Source organism: Sorangium sp. So ce185 (genome assembly GCF_051526825.1).
In the GTDB taxonomy this organism is placed as follows: domain Bacteria; phylum Myxococcota_A; class Polyangia; order Polyangiales; family Polyangiaceae; genus Sorangium; species Sorangium cellulosum_D.
In genome coordinates this window covers 4766793-4787270 of the sequence record NZ_CP150316.1, presented here as the reverse complement: position 1 = coordinate 4787270, position 20478 = coordinate 4766793, and the positions used below count along the sequence as shown (strand labels likewise).

The 20478-nt window shown below is 68.9% G+C and carries 13 protein-coding genes; 5 read left to right on the top strand and 8 right to left on the bottom strand.

The genetic code is table 11. The features are described 5' to 3' along the window. Positions 1–44: 44 nt before the first annotated feature. The 6 genes from WMF26_RS17665 to WMF26_RS17640 form a co-directional block, all read right to left on the bottom strand. Positions 45–953, bottom strand: coding sequence for a tetratricopeptide repeat protein (locus WMF26_RS17665; RefSeq protein ID WP_437320457.1), 909 nt, complete (start codon positions 951–953; stop codon positions 45–47). Between the two features lie 602 nt (positions 954–1555). Further along, positions 1556–3598: an AgmX/PglI C-terminal domain-containing protein gene (locus tag WMF26_RS17660; protein WP_437941269.1), complete on the bottom strand. Its 2043-nt coding sequence runs from the start codon at positions 3596–3598 to the stop codon at positions 1556–1558. An 89-nt stretch (positions 3599–3687) separates the two neighbouring features. Next, on the bottom strand, positions 3688–3963 hold the full coding sequence (locus WMF26_RS17655) for a hypothetical protein (protein ID WP_061622314.1): 276 nt from the start codon (positions 3961–3963) through the stop codon (positions 3688–3690). 352 nt (positions 3964–4315) lie between these two features. After that, complete coding sequence (locus tag WMF26_RS17650) at positions 4316–5785, bottom strand: tetratricopeptide repeat protein (protein ID WP_438001271.1); 1470 nt, start codon at positions 5783–5785, stop codon at positions 4316–4318. 11 nt (positions 5786–5796) lie between these two features. After that, positions 5797–9639: a hypothetical protein gene (locus tag WMF26_RS17645; RefSeq protein WP_438001270.1), complete on the bottom strand. Its 3843-nt coding sequence runs from the start codon at positions 9637–9639 to the stop codon at positions 5797–5799. A gap of 91 nt (positions 9640–9730) precedes the next feature. Then, positions 9731–11392, bottom strand: coding sequence for a tetratricopeptide repeat protein (locus WMF26_RS17640; protein ID WP_437338175.1), 1662 nt, complete (start codon positions 11390–11392; stop codon positions 9731–9733). A 636-nt stretch (positions 11393–12028) separates the two neighbouring features. Between WMF26_RS17640 and WMF26_RS17635 the strand changes: the two genes are divergently transcribed. Both WMF26_RS17635 and WMF26_RS17630 read left to right on the top strand, forming a co-directional pair. Continuing rightward, entirely contained in the window at positions 12029–12874 is an 846-nt protein-coding gene (locus WMF26_RS17635) for a hypothetical protein (protein ID WP_438001269.1), read from the top strand. A 7-nt stretch (positions 12875–12881) separates the two neighbouring features. Beyond that, positions 12882–13517, top strand: a complete 636-nt coding sequence (locus WMF26_RS17630) for a YraN family protein (protein WP_438001268.1) — start codon at positions 12882–12884, stop codon at positions 13515–13517. A gap of 95 nt (positions 13518–13612) precedes the next feature. Here the strand turns inward: WMF26_RS17630 and WMF26_RS17625 are convergent, their stop codons facing one another. Both WMF26_RS17625 and WMF26_RS17620 read right to left on the bottom strand, forming a co-directional pair. Next, positions 13613–14482, bottom strand: a complete 870-nt coding sequence (locus WMF26_RS17625) for a HAMP domain-containing protein (RefSeq protein ID WP_437947295.1) — start codon at positions 14480–14482, stop codon at positions 13613–13615. A gap of 76 nt (positions 14483–14558) precedes the next feature. Next, entirely contained in the window at positions 14559–15344 is a 786-nt protein-coding gene (locus tag WMF26_RS17620) for a HEAT repeat domain-containing protein (protein WP_438001267.1), read from the bottom strand. A gap of 478 nt (positions 15345–15822) precedes the next feature. On the opposite strand from WMF26_RS17620, the gene WMF26_RS17615 reads away from it, so the two are divergent. The 3 genes from WMF26_RS17615 (at position 15823) to WMF26_RS17605 (ending at position 20447) form a co-directional block, all read left to right on the top strand. Continuing rightward, positions 15823–17589, top strand: coding sequence for a carboxypeptidase regulatory-like domain-containing protein (locus WMF26_RS17615; RefSeq protein WP_438001266.1), 1767 nt, complete (start codon positions 15823–15825; stop codon positions 17587–17589). Positions 17590–17732: 143 nt separating this feature from the next. Further along, positions 17733–19106, top strand: coding sequence for a signal recognition particle-docking protein FtsY (gene ftsY, locus WMF26_RS17610; protein WP_438001265.1), 1374 nt, complete (start codon positions 17733–17735; stop codon positions 19104–19106). A 423-nt stretch (positions 19107–19529) separates the two neighbouring features. After that, entirely contained in the window at positions 19530–20447 is a 918-nt protein-coding gene (locus WMF26_RS17605) for an outer membrane beta-barrel domain-containing protein (RefSeq protein WP_438001264.1), read from the top strand. Positions 20448–20478: the final 31 nt, after the last annotated feature.

Sequence of the window (20478 nt, the reverse complement as noted above, 5' to 3'; positions counted from 1 at the left end):
CGAACGGATTGAAACGCCTTACGTGCCCCGCGCCGCGCGCGACGTCACGAGCCACCGAGCCGCGCGACGAGCGTGTTCGCCGTCTCGCACTCGGTCTTGAAGCTCGCCGCCTTCGATCCCTTGCAGGCGCGCGTTGTGAACCCCTTGAGCATCTGGATCGCCTCCTGCTTGCGCGGCGGATCCAGGGTCGCGTACGTGCTCCCGAGACTCCAGAGGATCTGTACGGCCTCGGGGCCGTCCTGCGGCGCGGCCGCCTTGGCGGCCTCGAGCTCGGTCACCATCTCCGCGGTGGAGCCGCGCTCCTGGTAGACCGACGCGAGCAGGCTGTGGACGCCGAAGAGGTACTTGTCCCCAGGCTTCGCGAACGACTTCGCCTCCTTGAGCACCTGCTCGGCCTCCTTGGTGTAGCCGAGGCGGATGTAGAGGTCGGCGAGCGCCGCGTAGTACCGGATCTCGCTCGGGTTGTGCTCGATCGCCTTGGTGAGGTTCTCGAGCGCCTTCTGCTCGTCGTCCGTCCAGAGGTAAACGTTCCCGAGCTGCGAGTAGCAGTCCGCGAAGTTGGGATCGTTCTCGATACACTTCTGGTAGGGCTCTTTGGCCTCTTCGTAGGAGATCGTCTTCTTCTTCGCCTGCTGCTCGAGCGCCCAGCCCCGCTCGAACCAGTAATTGGCGAACTTCGGGGCGATCTGCGTGGCGCGGGCGAGCGTGGATGCGACCTTATCCCACTCGTCCCGCTTCTTGTACGCCATCGCCAGCTTGAAGAAGATGCGGTGGTTCGTGGGGTCGAGCTTGGTCGCCTGCTCGTACTTGTTGGCCGCGCCCTCGGGGTTGACGGCGACCTCCTTGTCGGCCTGATTCGCCAGGATGACGGCCTCCTGCCGATGCCGGGAGCAGCCCATCCCCGCCGCGCTCGCCGCGACCAGCCCAACCATCAAGAATGCTCCAAGCTTCATCTGCTCACCTTTCGAATGGGATCGACTCTGCCAGCGTCCAAGCGACCGCGGGCGTCGCGTCGCCCCTCTCCAACAGTCCCCGGAGCCGGCTGCGCCGCTCCGTCCAACAGTCCCCGGAGCCGGCTGCGCCGCTCCTTCAGCAATCCGGAGTCGGCTGCGCCGCTCCTTCAGCAATCCGGAGTCGGCTGCGCCGCTCCTTCAGCAATCCGGAGACGGGCTGCGCCGCTCCGTGTGGCACCGTCACAAGCTTCCTGAGGTGGCGCGCGTTCAACCTCGCGCGGCGTCGCGAGAATAGGCGGAGGGAACCGCGGAAGTCCAGGGCTTCAGACCCCGCCCCTGCGCCGGTCGGCAGCGCCTTCCGGCAGGCCCGCGCCCCCTCCCCTGCGACGCCGCACGGCGACCTGGTGGGCGTCCACGCGACGCCGCACGGCGACGTGGCGGACGTCCACGCGACGCCGCGCGGCGGCCCAGCGCGCCCCCCGCGATCGCGGGCGCGGCGACCGCCGGAGACGCCGCGCACCTGCTGCGTCCGGTCCAGGAAATGGCGAACGCCCCGCACGGTGCGTGCGGGGCGTTCGAGCGAGCCGACGGGCGAGGCGGGCTCAGCCGCCAGGGCTGAGCATGATCGGGTAGACGACGGTGACGATACCGCCCTCGGGCTGCGGGAACGACAGGCCGTAGAACGCCCGCACCACGCAGGAGACCACGCCGTTGTCCGGCAGATCCGAGCCGCCGTTACCGACGTTCGAGACCGCGCCGTCGCGCCCGATGACGAAGCGCACCGCGACGCGGCCCTGCAGGTTCGGGTTGTTCCTGAGGCCGTTCTCGTAGCAAAGCCGGAATCGACCGAAGTTCTGGCGGACGATACGCTGGATGACCTCGGGCGGCAGGCGACCGCTCACGCTCGTCGCACCCATGCGCACCTGCGGCGGCTTGGTGCGATGAGACCCGCCGAGGCGGCCGTGGCCGGAGCCGAAGCCCTGGCCCGTGCCGGTGCCGGCGCCGTGGCCGATGGTGCCGATCGAGCCGAGGCCGATACCCTCGCCGCGCCCGCCGCCGCCCTCGCCGATACCGGAGAGGCCGAGGCCGCCCGCACCGAAGGAGTCGCCGATCTGATCACCCCACATGTTGCCGCGGGCGCTCAGCGGATCGTTGCCGAGCGAATCGTCGCGGCCCCAGGGCGCGGTCGGGGCGTTCGGGTCGCCGCCGGCGCCGGCGTTCAGCAGACCGATCATGCCGAACTCGGCGGCGTCGCGCAGCGCGGCCTGGCGGGCGATGTGCGGATCCGGGTTGTCCGCGGGGCCCTGGACGCCGTAGCGGTTGCCGGTGGCCTTGGTGTTCGGGTTACCCATCGAACCCTCTTCACCCTTGGCGCGCGTGCCGGTGCCGCCCTCCTTGTTGTCCGCGGCGTTCTCGGCGACCTGCTCGGTCTCCTTCTCCTCCATCTCCTTCTCGGCGGCCGCCGCGAGGTACTGCTGGATGAGGAACTGCTGGTCCGCGGAGATCCCGTCCTCGCCGGTGTCGCCGAGCGGCGGCATGAAGAAGGCCATCGCCGCGAGCAGCCCGAGGTGCACCGCCATGGAGAGGCCGGTGTACAGCAGGCTCTGCGTGTCCAGCTGGAAGTGGCCGGCCACGACCTTGCCCGCGTTCACGGCGGACACCTGGAAGACGATGCCGTCGAGCTCGACCTTCGCCTTGCCGCCGGACGGGAGCGCCATCTGGTAGGCGCCCGACAGCTCCGAGCACGGCTGCGCGCGGCCCTGGTCGATCGCCTGCTGCACCGTGATCTTCGGCGTGCCAGGGATCTCGATGGTGCCGGTGGCGCGGGGCAGGAGCACCACGGAGACCGAGCCCGAGCGGTCGGCGAGGACGATCGGCGCCCGCGTGGTGCCGAGCTTCTCCGACGGGATGAAGTAGTCACACTTGAAGTTCTTGCCCTCCTCCTCACCTACGTAGAAGGAGCGCGGCGGCGTGAGGTGCGCGACGTGAAGCACCGCGGCATCCCACAGAATCATGATCTCGACGGACGCCGCCGGGACCTCGACCTCCTCGCTCGGCACGTCCGGCCCGTTCTTCACGAGCGTGTACGTGTAGGAGCCTTCGGGCGCGTCCGGGGGCACCTCGTCGACCGCGGGCGCCGACTGCGCGAACGGGTTGTTGTAGGCAAACGGATCTGCCCCGCCCGCGGCGGTCGCGGCGAACGGGTTCGCCGGCGCGGCGGCGAACGGGTTCGCGGGCGGCGCGGCGGCGAACGGGTTCGCGGGCGGCGCGGCGGCGAACGGGTTCGCGGGGACCGGCTTGGCAGGGCCCGCTGCCGCGGCCACCGCCACCGGCTCGGCGCGCTCCAGCATGATCTTCGTGCCGCCGATCTGGAGCTGATCCCCGGGGCTGATCTTGCACTTGTTGACGCGCGCCCCGTTCACCATCGTCCCCGGCTCGTTGCCGAGATCGATGAGCGTGATGTCCTGCGGGGAGGCGACCTCGATGACCGCGTGCATGCGCGAGGCAAGCTCGTCATCGACACGCAGATGGCTCTTCGCGTCCTTGCCTACCTTGACGATATCCTGCGTGATCGTCTCCCGACGGACGAGCGCTTCGTTTTGGTAGAGCGCAAATGTGAGAGCGACCCTTTGCTTGCCTTCCATCTCCGCCAGCCTTCCCTATACGCCCCGCGGCGCACGCCCCCGGCTCCGGGGGATCAATCGACAGGGCAGGTGCCAACCTGCCCAGCACATCAGAGGTTCTCGACCGACTTGAGCATCTCCGGAACGAACGAGGTACGGGGCCGAATCAGCGTCGTCCGGACGGGGCCGGGCCGCACGCGGATGGTGGCGTCGTTGGGGCCGAATCCGCCGGCGTTCAGCGGATCGTCGGAGAACTCGTACCCGTAGCCCTCTTCCTTCTTCGCGCCGCCGCCGCCCTGAGCGGCCTGCGCGAACGCCGATGAGGCGACCACGCTCGTAAGAACGGCAGCCACGACTCCCGCACCCAATCGGGTCAACCCTCTCATTCCAGCCTCCTGACAATGTTCCGACGCGGTTACAGTGCCATTGTACCGCCTACCACGGCGGCCGGTCAACCAGCTTCGCATGCCATCGGTGCGACGGAGAGCATGACCCACGCTCGCCTCGACAACCGAATCCACCCAAGGTTCCCAGAGCGTTGCGACGAAAACGCCGAACCCCCTTCTCTTTACGTCAGGGAGAGAAGGGGGCTCGACGCGCTGCCTGACGCGCCGCTGCGCGGCCCGGCATGCCGGTTGAGCTCGCTCGGAAACGTTCAGTATTCCTCGCTCGCTCTCCCTGGCGACACGGGCCGCTCGCGGCGCTCGTCCGACAGCATCTGAGACAAGGCTCCTGCTGCTACGGAGCCGGAGTCGCCCCTTCTCCCCCTTCGCCCTCGCTCCCGGCAGCGGCCTCCTGCTCGGCTTCCTTCGTCTTCATGTCGGCCTCGGCCGCCTTGCGCTCGGCCTCGGTCTGCTTGTTGAAGGCGATGATCTGGTCGATCTCCTCCATGCGCTCCTTCGACCGCTTCACCGCGTCGGCGAACTCGGCATTGGCGCCCGCCTTCTGGATGAACTGGCCGAACAGCCCCTTCGCCGAATTGAGGGCGCCCTCGGCGGACTTGCCGCCCGACTTCGCCTTGTACTCCTGGGTCAGGATCGCCTCGTTGTAGTAGGTCTCGGGGCGCTCCGGGGCGAGCTTCTTGGCGGCGTCGAGCTCGGCGCTGGCGGCCGCCACCATGTTGTCGAAGTTCGAGTCGTCGATCTGACCGCGCAGGGCGAGCGCGAGCCCCAGGTGAGCGTCGTAGTCGTTCGGACGCATCTTCAGGGCTGCGCGGTACGCCTCCTCCGCCTGCTGGAACCCGCGGAACTGCAGGTTCACCGCCGCGTAGTTCATCTGCGCCTCGTAGAAGGTCGGGTCGAGCTTCCTCGCGATGTTGAACTCCTGCACGGCGCCGTTCAGGTTCGCGAGCTCGACCTGGATCATGCCCGCGGTGTTGTGGATCGGCGCGTAGTTCGGGTTCTTGCGGATGGCCTGCGAGCAGACGAGCGCGGCGAGCTCCAGCGCCTGCGTGTCGATCTTCTTCTGCTTGCCGACGTTGGTCGCGACCGCCTTGCCCGACTTCCTGCCCGCCTTCTGCTTCGCCGTCTCCAGGTAGTAGATGGCGAGCTGGTTGAACGCCGGCATGAAGGCGTCGTCGACGGCCAGCGCGCTCTGGATGTACCGCTTCGCGCGCTGGAAGTCGTTGGGGCCGTCGTTGTCGGCGACGTTGTTGCCGCGCTTCATGTACAGGAGCGCGAGGTGCACGAGCGCCTCGACGTTCTTGTACTGGGCGTCGACGACGGCGGCCTGACGCATCTCGCTGATCGCCGCGTCGATGTTCCTCTCGCCCGACTCCGCCAGGTTGTAGAGCGCCACCTGGACGCGCGCCGGGTGGAACTTCGGGTTCTTCTGGAGCGCCTGCTGGAAGTACTTCTTCGCCTCCGAGTCCTTCTTGCAACGCTGGTACGCGAGCCCCGCGTTGTAGATGGCCTCGGCGAACGTCGCGTCCCCTTGCTCGTCCGCCGCGTCGAGGAACAGCTGGGCCGTCGAGCTGCAGGTCGCCTCGCTCCAGTCGCCCGCCTTGTCGTGCTGGACCATGGTGTCCATGGCGGTCTTGAACTTGTTGGCCGCCGCGACCGACACGGCGTTGCCCTTGCTGTCGGTGATCTCCTTGCCGGTCGTCGGATCCTTCGCCGCGCGAGACGTACCGCTGACGCTCCCGCCGCCACAACCCGTCGCGGCCAGGAGGAGCACCGCAACCGCTGCCAATGAGGTGATGCTTCTCATGTTTCGCTCCATCACTTCCTGGGTCGGGTCGTGGCCCGATCGAGCGCCGAGCCTTCCTTCGAGCCGCCGGGCGCCGCCTTCTTGTCCTCACCCTCTTCCTTGCCCGCCGCCGCCGGCTTGTCCGTGACGGTCGGCGCTTCGCGGAAGGGCGTCCCGTCGAGGTTCAGCGGCGCAGGACGATCGCTCAGGCCGGAGTTGACCCGCGACGGAGAGCCACGGAATTCGTCGATGAGGTGGTACTCGGCGCCGTAGTTCTTCGACAGCCACACCTCGCAGGTGCGGGAGTAGTCGTCGAAGTACTGGTACTTCACCGACAGGTCGAGGCAGGTCTTGAACGCGCCCTTCGCCATCTGCTTCTGCGGCTCGCTCGCCTCGTCCAAGCGCGAGTAGTACTCGCCTCGGATCTCGTCGTACGAGACGTCGGTGCCCGGCACCATGCCGTGCCCCTTCCACTCCTTGGGGATGGGAGCGGCGCGGAACTCGGCGACGAACTTGCCCCACATCTGACCGACGCGCGCGCCGGCGGCGATGACCCACTTCGGCGGAGGCGTCGGCTCCAGCTTGAGGATCTTCTGGTACTCCGCGTCGGCCGCCTCGATCGCCGGGCGCTTCTTCTTCACCCAGTCCGCGACCTTGGTGTTGATGTGCTTGAGGACGTCCTCGCGGTTCCCGGCGCCCTTGTACTCGGGGAACTTGATCTTATCGACTTCCTTCCGCTTCTGCTCCGCGAAGTGGAAGTAGGCCTCGCCCACCGCGGTCAGCACCTTGCCGAGCCGGCGCAGCTTCTCCGGCTCCTCGCCGCCGATCGCGTCGAGCTTCTTCATGGCGGCCGCGGGGTCCTTCCAGTAACCGCGGACCTTGTTGTATTCGCCGTTCGCCGGGGTCACGCTCTTCGTCTGCAAGAGGACGCGCGCGTACATCGCGTGCGCCTGCACCTGGACGTCGAACGTCGCGTTGCGGTCGATCTGCGGCATCGCCGTCGACAGCCGCCTGCGCGCCTGATCCCAGTCCTCGCGGTCGATGTAGTGCGCGCCGATCGCGAACGCGATCTGCGCGGTCTGCGCGGGCTTCGCCTTGCCGTAATTCTTGTTGAAGAGGTCGGCGTCCTTGATGGCCTGGTCCTCCTGGCCGAGGCCGAGCCGAAGCACGACCGCGTCCTGGAGCGCCTCCGCGGCCTTCTCCCCCTTCGGGTTCTCGCGGGCGTAGCGCTCGTACCAGCTCGCCGCCTCGTCGTAGACCGCGATCGCCTGGTAGTTGCCGCCGATCTCGTAGATCGACGTCTTCGCCAGCTCGGTGTTGTGGAGGTTGTACCGCGGGTCGAGCAGGATCTTACGAGCCGAGATCGACTTGGCGATGAGGCGGGCGGCCTGGAACGCCTTCGCGGCGTTGTAGAGGACCTCCTCGCTCTTCTCGCACGCGGGCTGCTTCGCCTCGCAGGCGGCCTCGCCGTACTTCTTCCACATGTCCATGTAAGCGACGGCGGCCTTCTCGTAATTCTTGAGGGCCTCGACGCCACCGGACGCGTCCGCCGCCTCGACCAGCTTCTGCGCGCGCAGGCGCTCGATGTCGCGCTGGATGCGGATCAGGATGCCGCACTGCTCGGCGTTCTCCTTCTCCTTGCCGCCCTTGCAGTAGAGGTCGATGAACTTGGGCACGTCCGCGGCCATGTCGTCGTAACAAGACGGACGCGGCGGGTCCATGTTCGCGCCGAGGACGTTGAGCGACTCGAGGTAGAGCTGGGACGCGTAGATGCCGACTTCCTTGTCGGCGTGGTTCAGCGCCACGTCGCGGAACGCGAGCGCGGCCTCCTCCCAGTGCTGCGCCTCGAAGTACGTGCGGCCGCGCGCGTACTTCACCTCGACGTACTGCTCCTGCGCCTCCTTGTCGTTCGCGGCGGGCTTGATGTAGCAGACGTAGCGGTTGAAGGCGGTGATCATGCCCTTCTGGCTGTCGCTGAACTCCTTGGGCTGGAACTTCGCCTTGTCCGCCTTCTTGTCCTTCTCGCCCTTCTTGCCCGTCCCCCCCCCGTCGGGGAGGTTGCCGGACCCCTTCAAGTGGGAGCCGTCCTTGTGGGTCTCGGTGTAGATGTTCTGGTAACAGAGCACCGAGGCGTACGCGGCCTCCGCTGCCTGCGGGCCGTTCGGATCCTCCGCCACGACCGAGTCGAAGGCGGGGCCGCACTTGGCCCAGTCCTTCTGGAAGTACAGAAGGTCGGCCATGGCGTACTTGATCTTGAAGATGTTCGGCCAGTCCTCCTTCAGGATGCGGGGGAACTCGAACTTGGCGAACTGCTCCTGCTTGAAGTTGTTGACGACCTTGTCGTAGAGCTGCGCGGCCAGCTGCATCGTCTTCTTGTCGCCGGTGCCGCGCACGCCGCCCGAGCCCACCGCCTCGAGGTGCCAGGCCATCGCCGTCTCGGTCATCAGGCCGGCGGTGATGTTGGAGCACTTCAGCTTGGCGTCCGCCGGGTGCCCCTCGCCCTGGAACTTGTTGTGGACGTCGAGCTGGCGTCCGAGCACGTCCATGATCTGGTCCTTGTTGCCAGACTTCATGGCGAGCGTCGCCTCGGCGATGTGCCCCTGGTAGACGCAGTACTTCGGGCCCCGATCGCGGGTCATCAGGTCGGTGTAGAGCTCGATGCCCTCCTTGTAATGACCGGTGTCGAGGTAGTTCTGCCCGAGGTCGTCCATCATCTTGAACGTCTTCTCGGAGCTGCCGCCCGAGTCGCCGCTGAGCGGCCGGAGGAAGTCATGGGACTTCCGCGGGTCGCCCGCGAGCGCGTAGACCGGGATGATGTCGCGCCGCGCCGAGACCGCGAGCTGGGCCGCGTTCGGCATCTGCTGGAACTGCTGGCCGTACTCGATCGTCTTCTTGAACTCGCTGATGGCGCGGGCGAAGTCGCCCTTGTTCCAGTAGACGTACCCGAGCTTGTAGTGGGCGTAGCCCCAGACCTTGTTCTCGGGCGGCGGGTACTGGGTGACCTTGACGTACGACTGCTCGGCCAGGTCCCACTTGGACGGGTCGCCCTGCGCCTCGTTGAAGAAGAGCTCGCCGAACGCGAGGTACGCGTTGGGGATGTACTTCGAGTTGGGCCAGTTCTTGATGAGCTCGAAGTAGACCTTGCGCGCGTCCTCGAGCTGCTGCGCCTGCTCGTACTCGTACGCGAGGTAGTAGAGCACCTCGTCCGTGCAGCCCGTGCTCTTCGCGGGGTCGGACGCGTTGGTGCTCTGGCAGTACTTCGGGTACTGCGTCTTGAGCTGCGTGTAGTACTTGATCGCGCTCTTCCGCGCGGCGACGAGGATCTTGTCGGCCTTGCCGACCTCGGCCTGGATCCCGGCGACGGCCTTCGGGTTCTTCCGCTTGGCCTCGTCCGCCTTGATCTGCCCCTCGGTCTTGTCGCGGAACGCCGCCGACTCCAGCTCGACGTACCCCTCGGCCAGGCGCCGCATCAGCTTCGGCCGATCCGGCGCGTTCTTCGGCGTCGAGGCGTACAGGCTCTCGAGGCCCTGGATCTCGGTGATCAGCAGGCTCCTCACCTTCGGGGCGAGGCGGTTGCGCCGCTCGTCGCGCTGCGCCGAGGCCTGCGACGCGGTCGGGTTGGCCGGCTTCGTCAGGTCGTCGCGCTTCTTCAGCTGGATGCCCGTGGGGGCCGACTTGAAGCTGACCTGCGGCTTCTTGCCCGCCGACACCTGCAGCTTGCCGCCCGGACACGCGGCGATCGCGTCCTTCGCGGGCTGCGTGATGCATGCGTCGGCCGCCGACGCGGGGCTCGTCGTGACGGCGCACGCCGCCACGGCCAGCGTGCCTGCCGCCGCGCGGAGCGCATGCAGTACACCGAACTTCGACTGCTTCATCTCCATCTCCGTCCCTCCGCCACGGACCCCCGTGAGGAAGCGCTCCCTGCCCCGCGGTCCCAAGCCGCGGGGCAAACGTTTAAGAAATCTCTCACTTGCTGCACTTCGACGTCACGACCTGCCGGTAGAAGCCGAGCTCGTCGCGCCAGTACTCGCCGTCGAACGGCCACAGCACGTGCTCATCGTCGGGCTTGACGACGCCGTACGTGAGCGCGTCCTCCTTCGAGAGCTGGCCGCTGACGACCTGCTGGTCGAGCTTGTTCCGCTCGGCCGCGGTGATGTCGATGAGGATCTTCGACGAGTCGCGGAGGTGCTCGTTGAGCTCGTCGAGGTTGCGCTGGTAGCGCTCCCTGCCGAGCGTGCCGGCGTTCCGGATCGCGAGGCTCCGCGCGAACTCGAGGGCGTCGGTCACCTCGCTGCCCACCGGAGAATTGCGGAAGTTGACGGGCGCCTTCTTGAACCGCTCCCCCTCCTCGTCGAGCACGCGGACGTACTCCATGTTGCGGCGGAGCTGGCGATCCGAGAGCGCGTTCTCGACGATCGGGCGGACCGTCGGCGACAGGTTCGCCTTGCCGGCGCTCACGTCCTTGAGGAACTGGAAGAAGCGCTCCTCGTTCCCCTCCCCCTGGAACCGGTTCAGGATCGACTCGAGCTCCTTCTTGATCGGCTCGTACTTCTTCTTCATCTTCGCGACGATCGTCGTCGCGTCGCCGTACTGGCAGATCGTGAAGGAGACGACCGCCTTCAGGATGTCGGCCTCGGGATAGAACGAGTTCGGGAAGTAGGGCGACTCGATCGTGTGGATGTTCCCGAGGGCCTGCGGATACAGCCCGGCCATGAAGTAGGCCCAGGACTGCTCGAAGAGGCTGTCCAGCCAGTACTCGCTCGCGACGTCGACGCGGTTCCAGTACTTGACGGCGGCCGAGAGCTTCGCGGCGTCGATCGTCGGGACGTTGTTGTCGTCGAGGCGGACGGAGGCCGAGTAGTAGGTGCGCGCCATCGAGAGGAACGCGAGGTCGCGCATGCGCGCCTCGTCCTCGACGCCCTCGACGCCCTCGTCGATCGCCTGGACGATCCGCTGGAACGACTTGACCGCCGGCACCGACTTGCGCAGCTGCACGTACGAGATGCCGCTGAAGAACTGGGCCTGGACGTAGTACTTGCTGTTGGGGTCGACCTTCGCGAAGAGGGCGATCGCCTCCTCGTAGTTCCGGTTCCGGTACTTGTAGCGGCCGAGCAGGTAGTTGAGCTGCCAGTAGAGGTCGCGCTGCTGGGGGTTGTTGAACCGCGCGATCTGCTCGGTCTTGTACTTGCCGACGCGCTCGATGATGTCCGCCGGCTCGGGGAGCTGCGTCGCGAGCTTGGACAGCCAGAGCAGCGTCTCGTTGAACTTGAGGTGGCTCGGCTTGTCGGCGATCTGCGAGAAGATCGCATAGCTCGCCTGGTAGAACTGCAGCCGGTACAGCGCGATCGCGAGGTGGTACTGCGCGATCTGACGGTTGCCCTCGTCGTCGCCCGTGTCGCCGTCGACGACGCGCTTCAGCTGCCGCGCGGCGTCGCTCCACCGCTCGCTGTCGAACAGCCGCTTCGCCTGCGCCGCCTCCTCCGTCATCTGGCCCGCGGTCACGGGGCCCGCATCCTCGTCGAGGTTGATCTCCTTGTTGGGCTTCGTGCCGCCCTTGGCGTCCGCCTTTTCAGCCGCGACGGGCTTACCCTTGCCGGCCTGCGCGTGCCCCACGGCGGGGGAGAGCAAGAGGGCAGAAGCTACAAGGCAGATACTCGCCAGCCGGTTCCGCATCGTCGTTCCTCGCTTTCGGCGACGTAAAGATCGTGGCCCCTTCGCCCCGTTCGCGGCTCCACACACCGGAAGCGCGCGCCGTAGACCCCCGAGGCAGCTCGGTCGAGAACCAAAAAGTTCAATGAGAATCAACGGATACTTGCGTGTGGCGGGGGATGGTAGGATTGTGGCGCGCGGCTTGTCAAGCGATGCCAGCCGTGGGGCTGCGCTACATTCCCGGGCTCGGACACCGGGCGCCGCGTCGGCCTTGGGGTTGCGCACTGCGTAGCAGTCGAGGGTGGAATTATCGAAGAGCTGCGGCGCCGCTTCCCACACCGGAACGCCACGCCGGCGTCGCGCCGCAGAGGCGTGGCCGCCCCCCCAGCCAAGGGACCGCTGGGCGCGGGGGTCGAACGCTGCGCGCCGGCGACGGCCCCCCACCTCGGCGGGGCGCGCCCCATCCGGCTGTTGACGCTCAAGGCGCGCTTCGTCTAGGGTCCAACCGCTGACGTTGTGCCTTTGAGCACCTCGACTTGAGCGTTTTCTTGCCTCCCGTCCGCGCGCCTTCTGCCGAGGCGATGGCGCGCACCGCCGCCGAAGGAGCACGTTCTGATGACCCGTTCCATTCTGTCCGGCCTGCTCGGCCTGCTCAGCGTCGTCGCTATGGCGAGCCTGCCCGCCGCATGTGAAAGCGGCGGCGTGGGCGACCCGTGCCTGCCCGAAGACGAGTACGATCCGCAGTTCGCGGGCTTCAAGGTGACGGAAGAGAACATCGAATCGCGATCCTTCCAGTGCCAGACGCGGATCTGCCTGGTGAACCACTTCCAGGGGCGCGTGAGCTGCCCCCTCGGCCAAGAGGCGCCTGTGCCCTGTCAGCCCGGTGGCGGCGGATGCGGAGCGTGTGAGCCGGCGGGGACGTACGCGCCCGACTGCAACCCGGAAGAGGACGCCGCTGGACAGTGCGTCAGCGGCAAGTGCGATCCGGGCGGCTTCTGCAAGTGCGCCACCAAGGCGGACTGCCCCTCCGAAGACTGGGTCTGCGGGGACGACGGGGTCTGCAGGCTGCACCTCTGCCGCGACAACTTCCCGGGCTGCCAGGACGCGACCAAGTCGGCGGAGGAGAACCAGGGCAAGGTCTGCTGCGTTCCGGGGACCGACGATCAGGTCGCCTCGCCCGTCTGCGGCCAGTGCGCCCCCGACTCGCAACGGAACGCACAGCAGGCGGTGTACTGCTCCTGCCGGTGCGGCGTGGCCGACGGGGAGCCGGACGATCCGAACTTCAACTTCTGCGAGTGCCCGCAGGGCTTCACCTGCTCCGAGATCCGCCCGAACGTCGGGCTCGGGGATCCCCTCCTCACGGGCAAGTACTGCATCAAGCAGAACTCGCAGTTCGAGAGCGAGGGGGAGTGCGCCGACGTGCCCGGCCGCGTCAACTCGGACCAGTGCGCAGGCTTCTAGGCATCGGGTGACGGGCCGCCGCGCCTCGCGCAGCCCTCGGCGTGCGCCGGTCGATCAGGCCGGCGGCGCCCTCCCCTCCAGCGACGGTTCAGGCTCACACGACGGCTCGCCGCCAGGGCGACCGGCGCGCGCGTCGCGCACTGGCGAACCGCCGGTCAGCGCGACGCGCGACGGCGGGCTCGCGGGAGGCGCGCACGCCGCGGGCGCCGAAGAGCGCGGCGACCCCGGTGGCGCGTCGTCCCGCCGCGCGGCGATCGCGCCCGCTGCGGCGCCGCCGGCGGACGCTCGGAGAGCGCTCGGGGCGCGCGCGGAAGACGCCGTCGTCGCCTACCTTGCGGCGCGAGGGATGGAGGTGGTCGCGCGCAACGCGCGGGTCGGCCGCCTGGAGATCGACGTGATCGCGCGGGACGGCCCGGTCATCGCGGTCATCGAGGTGCGGACGCGCGGCGCCGGCTCGTACGTCCGCGCCCTCGACAGCATCGACGCGGGCAAGCGAGCCCGCGTGCGGCGCGCCGGCGAGCAGCTCTGGCGCACCCGCTTCTCGCGCGTGCGCGGCGTGGAGCGGATGCGCTTCGACGCCGCGTCGGTAACCTTCCTCCCGAACGGCGAGGCGGCAGTCGAGCTCATCAAAGCTGCCTTCTAGCGCTCTTCGATTTTTGAGATTGATTTCGGATCGATTTCGAGCTGCTGCGGGGCTGCTCGAGGAGGCGCGCGCCGCTCGGGGCGCGCGCCGGCGGGTCACGCGTCGAGCTGCTCTTGCATCTCGGTGCGGAGGCGCTTGAGCTGCGCGATGCCGTCGGGGTCGATCTCGGCGGAGCCCTTCTGCGCGTGCGCGTCGGCCTCCAGCTTCGCGAGGATCGCGTCCATCTTCGAGATCTTTGCCTGCTGGCGCGCCCGCAGATCCTCGACCATCTTCTCGAACGCCTCGAAGAAGTGCTGGAGCTCGTCGCCCTTCCGCAGGCGCTCGCGCACGACCAGCTTGCCCTCGCCGACCTGGCGGAGCAGCCGCTTCATCTTGAAGATCGGGCCGGCGATCTTGTGCGTGAAGACGATGCCCGCCACGCCGACGCCGAGGACGAGCAGCGACAGCAGCGCGACGATGAGGCGGAGCAGCATCTGCTGGTTGTCCGCGACCTCGACGGCCTGCCGCTCGAGCGCCGCGGCCCGCTGCTGCAGCGACGCAGCGTCGCGCTCGAGCCGCGCCTGCTCGTCCTTGAGCTTGCTCTCGTCGCGCTGCGCCGCCTCGCCGAACGTCTTCGCGAGCTCGGGGTCGTCCTTGTACTCCTTCGCGATGTTCATCGCGACGACCTCGCTGACCCGGCGGCTCTGGACGAGCACCTCCTGGCCGCGCTTGACGGTCTCCTGACCCTGACGGACGGTCTCTTGCCCCTGCTGCACGGCGGTGCGGCTCTGCTCGATGATCTTCGAGCTGGCGTTCCAGAGGAGGATCCCGAGCGCCACGGAGAGCGCGAGGCTGATCCCCACGAGGAACCCCGTGTATTTCAGCTGGAATTTCTGATCGAGCAGGTAGTTCCGCGCGCTCCGCTGGTAGCGCGCTCTGACCTCCGGCGCGGAGGTCTGCGGGGCCGTGCTGGAAGCGTCGCTCATGGGATCCTCGAAGCTGGCTGGAGATGACAAGGGTCGTGAGGCACGGGGAAAGCCAATATCGAGCCGCGATGGTGCGTCACAGCGAGGCGACGACCTTGTGGAAGGTCTCGATCGCGTTCTCGACGCACATCTTCATCAGGATGTTCTCGCTCTGGACGTCCTTCTTCGGGGTGCCGCTCTGCGTGAGCTTGGGCGCGAACTCGCCCTGGAGCGACTTGGACGGATAGGTCCACATGCTGACGCGGACCACCTGGGTGAGGTTGCCGCCCTGGTACACGGCGGGCTCGACCGTCGCGAGCAGGTAGAAGCCCTTCATTTTTTTGCCGTTCAGAATCTTCTTGCCCTGGGCGAGCGTCTCGCCCTTGGGGGCCACCGCGTAGCCGGCCTTCGCGAGGATCTTCTCCTGCATCGCGGCGCGCACGAGCGGCTCGATCTCGGACTCGGGGCGGCCGCTCTTGTTCGTGATCTCGATGGCCACGTAGTACTTCGTGTCGGCGCCCGGCGGAGGCGGCTGCGACGCGCCGCCCCCGCCGCCCGCGGACAGCGTGGCGATCGACTTCTGCATCTGCGACTTGACGGCCGGCGTCTGCTCCCGGCCCTCGGCCCGCTGCAGGCACGCGAGCCCCGCGGGCTTGCCCAGCCTGCCGAGCGCCGCGGCCGCCGCGACCCTGACGGACGCGTTGGCGTCCGTCAGGGCGTCGCAGAGCGGCTTCGTGGCGGCGTCGTCCCCCGACGCGCCGAGCGCGAGCGCCGCCTGCGTCCGGACGCGGTAGTCGTCGTTGGTCTTGAGCTGCTCGGCGAAGTGGCTCGTACGCTGATCCGCGTAGCTCCTCGTCGGCATCAGCGAGAGTACGAGCGTCACAACCAGCAACACGAGCGCAGGAAAGGGCCGACGCATTCCACGTTCGACGATACACGAGCGCATCGCCGCCGTGGCGATCGGATCAGCGGGCCTGCACTCGAAATTTGGTGCGCACACGCTCGCACTTTTGCCTTGCATTCGCTCGCTCCTCGTTGCCACCGAACTGGACGGTTTGACGCCGCCTGCCCGCGGGGCTTCAAGGCGCGAAACACGTTGGGTTTCAGGGTGAACACGACATCATCATCCACTTATCTACCCGTCTCCACGGCGCTCTGCCGACGTCCTGTCGGCGCGTCGCGTGCACGTCCGCTCACGTCCGCGTACGTCCTCGCTCGCCCGCGCCGCCTGCGCTCGCCGCCGCGCGCCGGGCGAGCTCGAGCTCGGCGCTGCCGCGGATCCGCTTCCCCTTGCCCGGGCTCGGCCCGCGTGACGAATAATGCGCGACCATGACGAGGGGCTCGCCGGAGGCGTTCGGGAGATGCGTGGCTTGAGACGATGTCTGAAGGCGGCGCTCGTCGCGGCGGCCGCGCTCATCGCGGCGCCCGCGGCGCACGCGCAGACGCGAGGCGCGCCGCTCCGCATCCAGGTGCGGGGGAGCGCGCAGATCGACGCCGTCGCGTGGACCGAGCCCGACGGGTTCGTGGTGCGCGGCAGCGTCATCGACGACGCGCGGAGCCCGGTCACGGAGGCGCCGCTCTCCATCGACGCCGTCACGAGCGGCGGCGCCCCGGTGGATCTTCCGCAGGCGGAGGGGTGCGCGGACGGCGGCGCGGCGCGCGTTCGAGCGCACCGCGCCTCGCAGGGAGGATACGCGATCACGACCGACGCGCGGGGCACGTTCTGCCTCCGCGGGCGCGCGCCGCTCGCGAACGCGACGCTGCGCGTCCGCTTCCCGGGAGGGAAGCTCTACGAGCCGGCCGAAGCGAAGGTCCCGATCGAGACGCACGCGGCCCCGCTCGCGCCGGTGAACCTCAGGTTCGATCCGCCGGTGGACGCGATCGATCTGGATCGCCCGACGGTCAACGTCACCGTGGCGCTCCGGATCGAGCGCAGCGGCGCCGCGGGCGGCGCGCCGTTCGAGCGCGAGCGGCTCCCCGTCGTGCTCGAGGACGAGCGCGGCACGCGGATCGCGGAGGCGCCCACCGGCGGCGACGGGCGGGCGCGGTTCGAGCTCGCGACCGAGGGCCTCGGCGGCGCCGGACAGGGCGCGCTGCGCGCGCGCTTCGAGGGGACCGCCGCGCTCGCGAAGGCGACCGTCAGCCAGGGCGTCGTCCGGTACGCGCAGGTCACGCTCGCGCTCTCCCATCCGGTCGAGCCGGCGCGCGCGGAGGACGGCGTGCCGATCGACGTCGACGTGCGCTCGTCCGGCGGCCCGGTCGAGGGCGGCGTCGTCGAGGCGCTGCGCGCGGGCGAGCCGGTGGGCGCGGCGGCGGTGGTCGCCGGCAAGGCGCGGGTGATCGCCGCGTTCACCGCCGAGCGCGAGGGGACGGTGCCGCTGTCGCTCCGGTACGTGCCCGCCGCCCCGTGGTGGATCCCCGGCGCCGAGCTCGCGATCGACGTCCCCGTCGCGGGCCCCGGGGTGTGGCGGCAGCTCGCGCTCGGCGCCGCCGTCCTCGCGATCGCGGGCTGGGTGCTCGGCGGCTGGCGGCGCGCTCCGAAGCGCGCGGCCGCCGGCGCGGCCGACGAGAAGCCCGCGGCGCCGCCCGGCCGCGCGGGCGTGCGGATCGTGGGGCCGATCGACGACGCGACCGGCTGGCGCGGCGCCGTCGCCGACGCGCACGACGGCGCGCCCATCGCGCAGGCCGAGCTCACGATCGTCGTGCCCGCGTTCGACGGCAGCGGCGTCGTCGCGCGCGCCGTGACCGACGACGCCGGCGAGTTCTCGATCGAGGCGCCGTACCGGAACGACGCGAAGCTCGTCGTGCGCGCGCCGACGCACAGCAGCTACGAGCAGGCGCTCCCGCCGCCGAGCAGGCTGGGCATCGCGCTGGTCACGCGGCGCCGCGCCGTGCTCGATCGCCTCGTCCGGTGGGCGCGGCGGCAGGGGGCGCCGTTCGAGGGGCCGCCGGAGCCGACGCCCGGGCACGTGCGCCGCGTGGCGAGCAGGGTCCAGCAGCGCGAGGTCGAGCAGTGGGCGACCCGGATCGAGCACGCCGCCTTCGGCCCCGATCCCGTCGACGAGCAGATCGAGCAGGACCTCGGCGCGTCGGAGCCGAAGCCCGGCGTCTCGCAGCTCGCCCCGTGAGCCGAGCGCTCGGGGCGCGCGGCGGCGGCCCCGCCGCCGCGCCGACCTGCCGTTTCGCTGGCCGGATCGGGCGACCGCGCGAGCGCACGTTGACGTATGGGGTGCGTCCCATATAGTCGGCTCCCTCGCCGGAGAACGCCAACGTGGAAATCGCCCTAATTATCGTCGGCCTCGTCGTGGTGGCGGCGATCGTCTACTTCGTCACGAAGAAGGCGCCGCCCCCCGAGATCGCAGCGCCCCCCGAACCGAAGAAGCTCCCGGAGAAGGCGAAGCAGCCCACCGAGAAGCCGGCGGAAAAGCCGGCCGACAGGCCGCGCGTCCAGAAGAAGCCTCCGGCGGAGGAAGAGCCTCCGGCGAAGGCGAAGGAGCCCGCGCCGCGGGAGGAGCCGCCCGCGGCGACGCCCTTCCCCGTCGAGGTGCCCGCCGTCCCGCCGCCCTCCGCCCGAGCCGTGCCGCCCGAGCCCGCGGTCGCGGAGGCGCCGCCCGTCGCCGCGCCCGTGGTCGAGGCGCCCGCGGAGAAGCCGGCCCCCGCGAGGCCGGCGCGCGAGACGACGCCCCCGGGCGCGCGCAAGCGCGACGTCGAGGGGCTCCGCAAGGGCCTCACGAAGGTACGGGAGCGCGAGGGCTTCTTCGGCCGCCTCAAGGCGCTGTTCGCCGGCAAGAAGGAGATCGATCCCAACGTCGTCGAGCAGATCGAAGAGGTGCTGCTCACCTCGGACGTCGGCGTGAAGACGACGGAGCTCCTCCTCGACGAGATCCGCTCGGCGCTCAGCCGCAACGAGCTCGCCGACACCGACAAGGTCTGGGACGCGCTGCGCGAGCACGCGAAGCGGATCCTGCGCGTCGGCGCCGGCGGCGGGCTGTCGCTGAAGACGCAGCCCACCGTGGTGATGGTGGTCGGCGTGAACGGCGTGGGCAAGACGACCACGATCGGCAAGCTCGCGACGCAGCTCAAGGCCGAGGGCCGGACGGTGGTGCTCGCCGCGGGCGACACGTTCCGCGCGGCGGCGGTGCAGCAGCTCAACGTCTGGGGCAAGCGCGTGGGCTGCGAGGTCGTGCGCGGCAAGGACGGGGCGAACCCGGGCGCCGTGATCTTCGACGCGATCCAGAAGGCGAAGGAGACGGGCGCCGACGTGGTGCTCGCCGACACCGCCGGCCGGCTGCACACGAAGACGAACCTCATGGAGGAGCTGGCCCGGGTCGCGCGCACGATGAACAAGGCGATGGAGGGGGCGCCCCACGAGACGCTGCTCGTGCTCGACGCCACCAACGGACAGAACGCCATGCAGCAGGCCGCGCTCTTCAAGGAAGCGCTGCCCATCACCGGCATCGTGCTGACGAAGCTCGACGGCACCGCGAAGGGCGGCGTCATCCTCGGCATCTGCGCCGAGCACGGGCTGCCCGTCCGTTACGTCGGCATCGGAGAGCGCGCCGAGGACCTCCGCGAGTTCGAGCCCGACGAGTTCGTCGAGGCGATGCTCGGCCGCCCGAGCGGCACCGAGGACGCGGCCGCCTGACGAGCGCGGCGCCCCGCGGCGAGCGATCTCGACCCCACCTCCCAATCACTCCCCTCGACATCGGTCAAAGAGATGGGCGATGGTCCGAGCCCTCGGACCGCCTCGCCCGCACCGCCTGGCCCCTCGGGAGCCGGCACCGCGGCCGCGCGAGCAACGGCGGTTCCGGGCCCGCGGCGATTGTGCAGCCAATTTGCCGGTCGGCGCGAGTCCCCCGGGCGCGCGCCGCCTGGGGGCTCGCCCGGTCGCCCAAGGCAAAAGGATTTGGTTGTTGATCCTTTTATTTTCGGCGTGATATAGTCCGTCGGGCTTGGCGGTTGACCGAATTAATTAATGAATTCGCGTAGTTAGAAAGCTGTACTACCTGGGCGATCGATCGCTCGCATCGCACGGACTTCGGAAGGGATGGCGATGAACCAGGCTCGCGTGGGGCTTCTCGTTGCGGCTGCGCTGGTCGCGGTGCCGCTCACGGCGTCGGCTCAGCCAAAAGAGCAACCCAAGGAAATTAACCTCGACGAGCCAGAGACTCCTGCCGAGGGCACGGAGCCGGCGGAGGCCCCCGCGGCTCCGGCCGAGGGCGAGGGTGGCGACGAGGCGGGGCTTGGGGACATCTGTAAGATCGACCCTTCGGCGTGTCCCACGATCGACTTGAACAAGGAAGCGGCGAAGGAGCTCAACCCAGAGACCTACGCGGTGCAGCAGATCTACGCGCTGCGCTACCACCGCTTCGAGGTGAACCCGTACTTCGGGCTGACGATGAACGACCAGTTCGTCGGGCACAACGGTCCGGGGCTCGCGATCAACTGGTACCTGACCAACGTCCTCGCGATCGGGGTCAACGGCAACTGGTACGCCGGCCTCAACACGCCGTCGGACTTCAACTTCCAGACGAGCAGGGCGGCGCGTATCGGTGAGCCGATCACCGAGTATCAGTGGAACGCGAACGCGAACTTCACGTACGTCCCCGCGTACGGCAAGTTCGCCGGGTTCAGCGACTTCATCTTCCACTACGACTTCTTCGTGCTGGGCGGCGTCGGCGCGATCTCGACGCGGCCCATGGCCGTCGTCGATCCGGACAACCGCACCTTCGACTGGAAGCCCAAGCTCGCCTTCCACGTCGGCGGGGGCCTCCGTATCTTCTTCAACCGCTGGTTCGCGGCCATGGCCGAGGTCAGCGACTACATCTTCTTCGACGAGCTCGAGAACCCCAGCGTCTCGAAGAACAACCCCCAGGACAAGAGCACGTGGCTCGCCGAGGGGAAGAGCTTCACCAACAACGTGCAGGCACAGGTCGGGTTCTCGGTCTTCCTGCCGTTCTCCTGGGAATACCGGCTGCCGAAGTAAGGCCTTTGGACGTGGGGACGCGCCGACGCCG

Excerpts from the sequence above, each read along its gene's own strand:
- WMF26_RS17660 (WP_437941269.1), bottom strand. The coding sequence starts at position 3,598 with ATGGAAGGCAAGCAAAGGGTCGCTCTCACATTTGCGCTCTACCAAAAC.
- WMF26_RS17625 (WP_437947295.1), bottom strand. The coding sequence starts at position 14,482 with ATGAGCGACGCTTCCAGCACGGCCCCGCAGACCTCCGCGCCGGAGGTC.
- WMF26_RS17655 (WP_061622314.1), bottom strand. The coding sequence starts at position 3,963 with ATGAGAGGGTTGACCCGATTGGGTGCGGGAGTCGTGGCTGCCGTTCTT.
- WMF26_RS17615 (WP_438001266.1), top strand. The coding sequence starts at position 15,823 with ATGCGTGGCTTGAGACGATGTCTGAAGGCGGCGCTCGTCGCGGCGGCC.
- WMF26_RS17645 (WP_438001270.1), bottom strand. The coding sequence starts at position 9,639 with ATGAAGCAGTCGAAGTTCGGTGTACTGCATGCGCTCCGCGCGGCGGCA.
- WMF26_RS17635 (WP_438001269.1), top strand. The coding sequence starts at position 12,029 with ATGACCCGTTCCATTCTGTCCGGCCTGCTCGGCCTGCTCAGCGTCGTC.
- WMF26_RS17650 (WP_438001271.1), bottom strand. The coding sequence starts at position 5,785 with ATGAGAAGCATCACCTCATTGGCAGCGGTTGCGGTGCTCCTCCTGGCC.
- WMF26_RS17665 (WP_437320457.1), bottom strand. The coding sequence starts at position 953 with ATGAAGCTTGGAGCATTCTTGATGGTTGGGCTGGTCGCGGCGAGCGCG.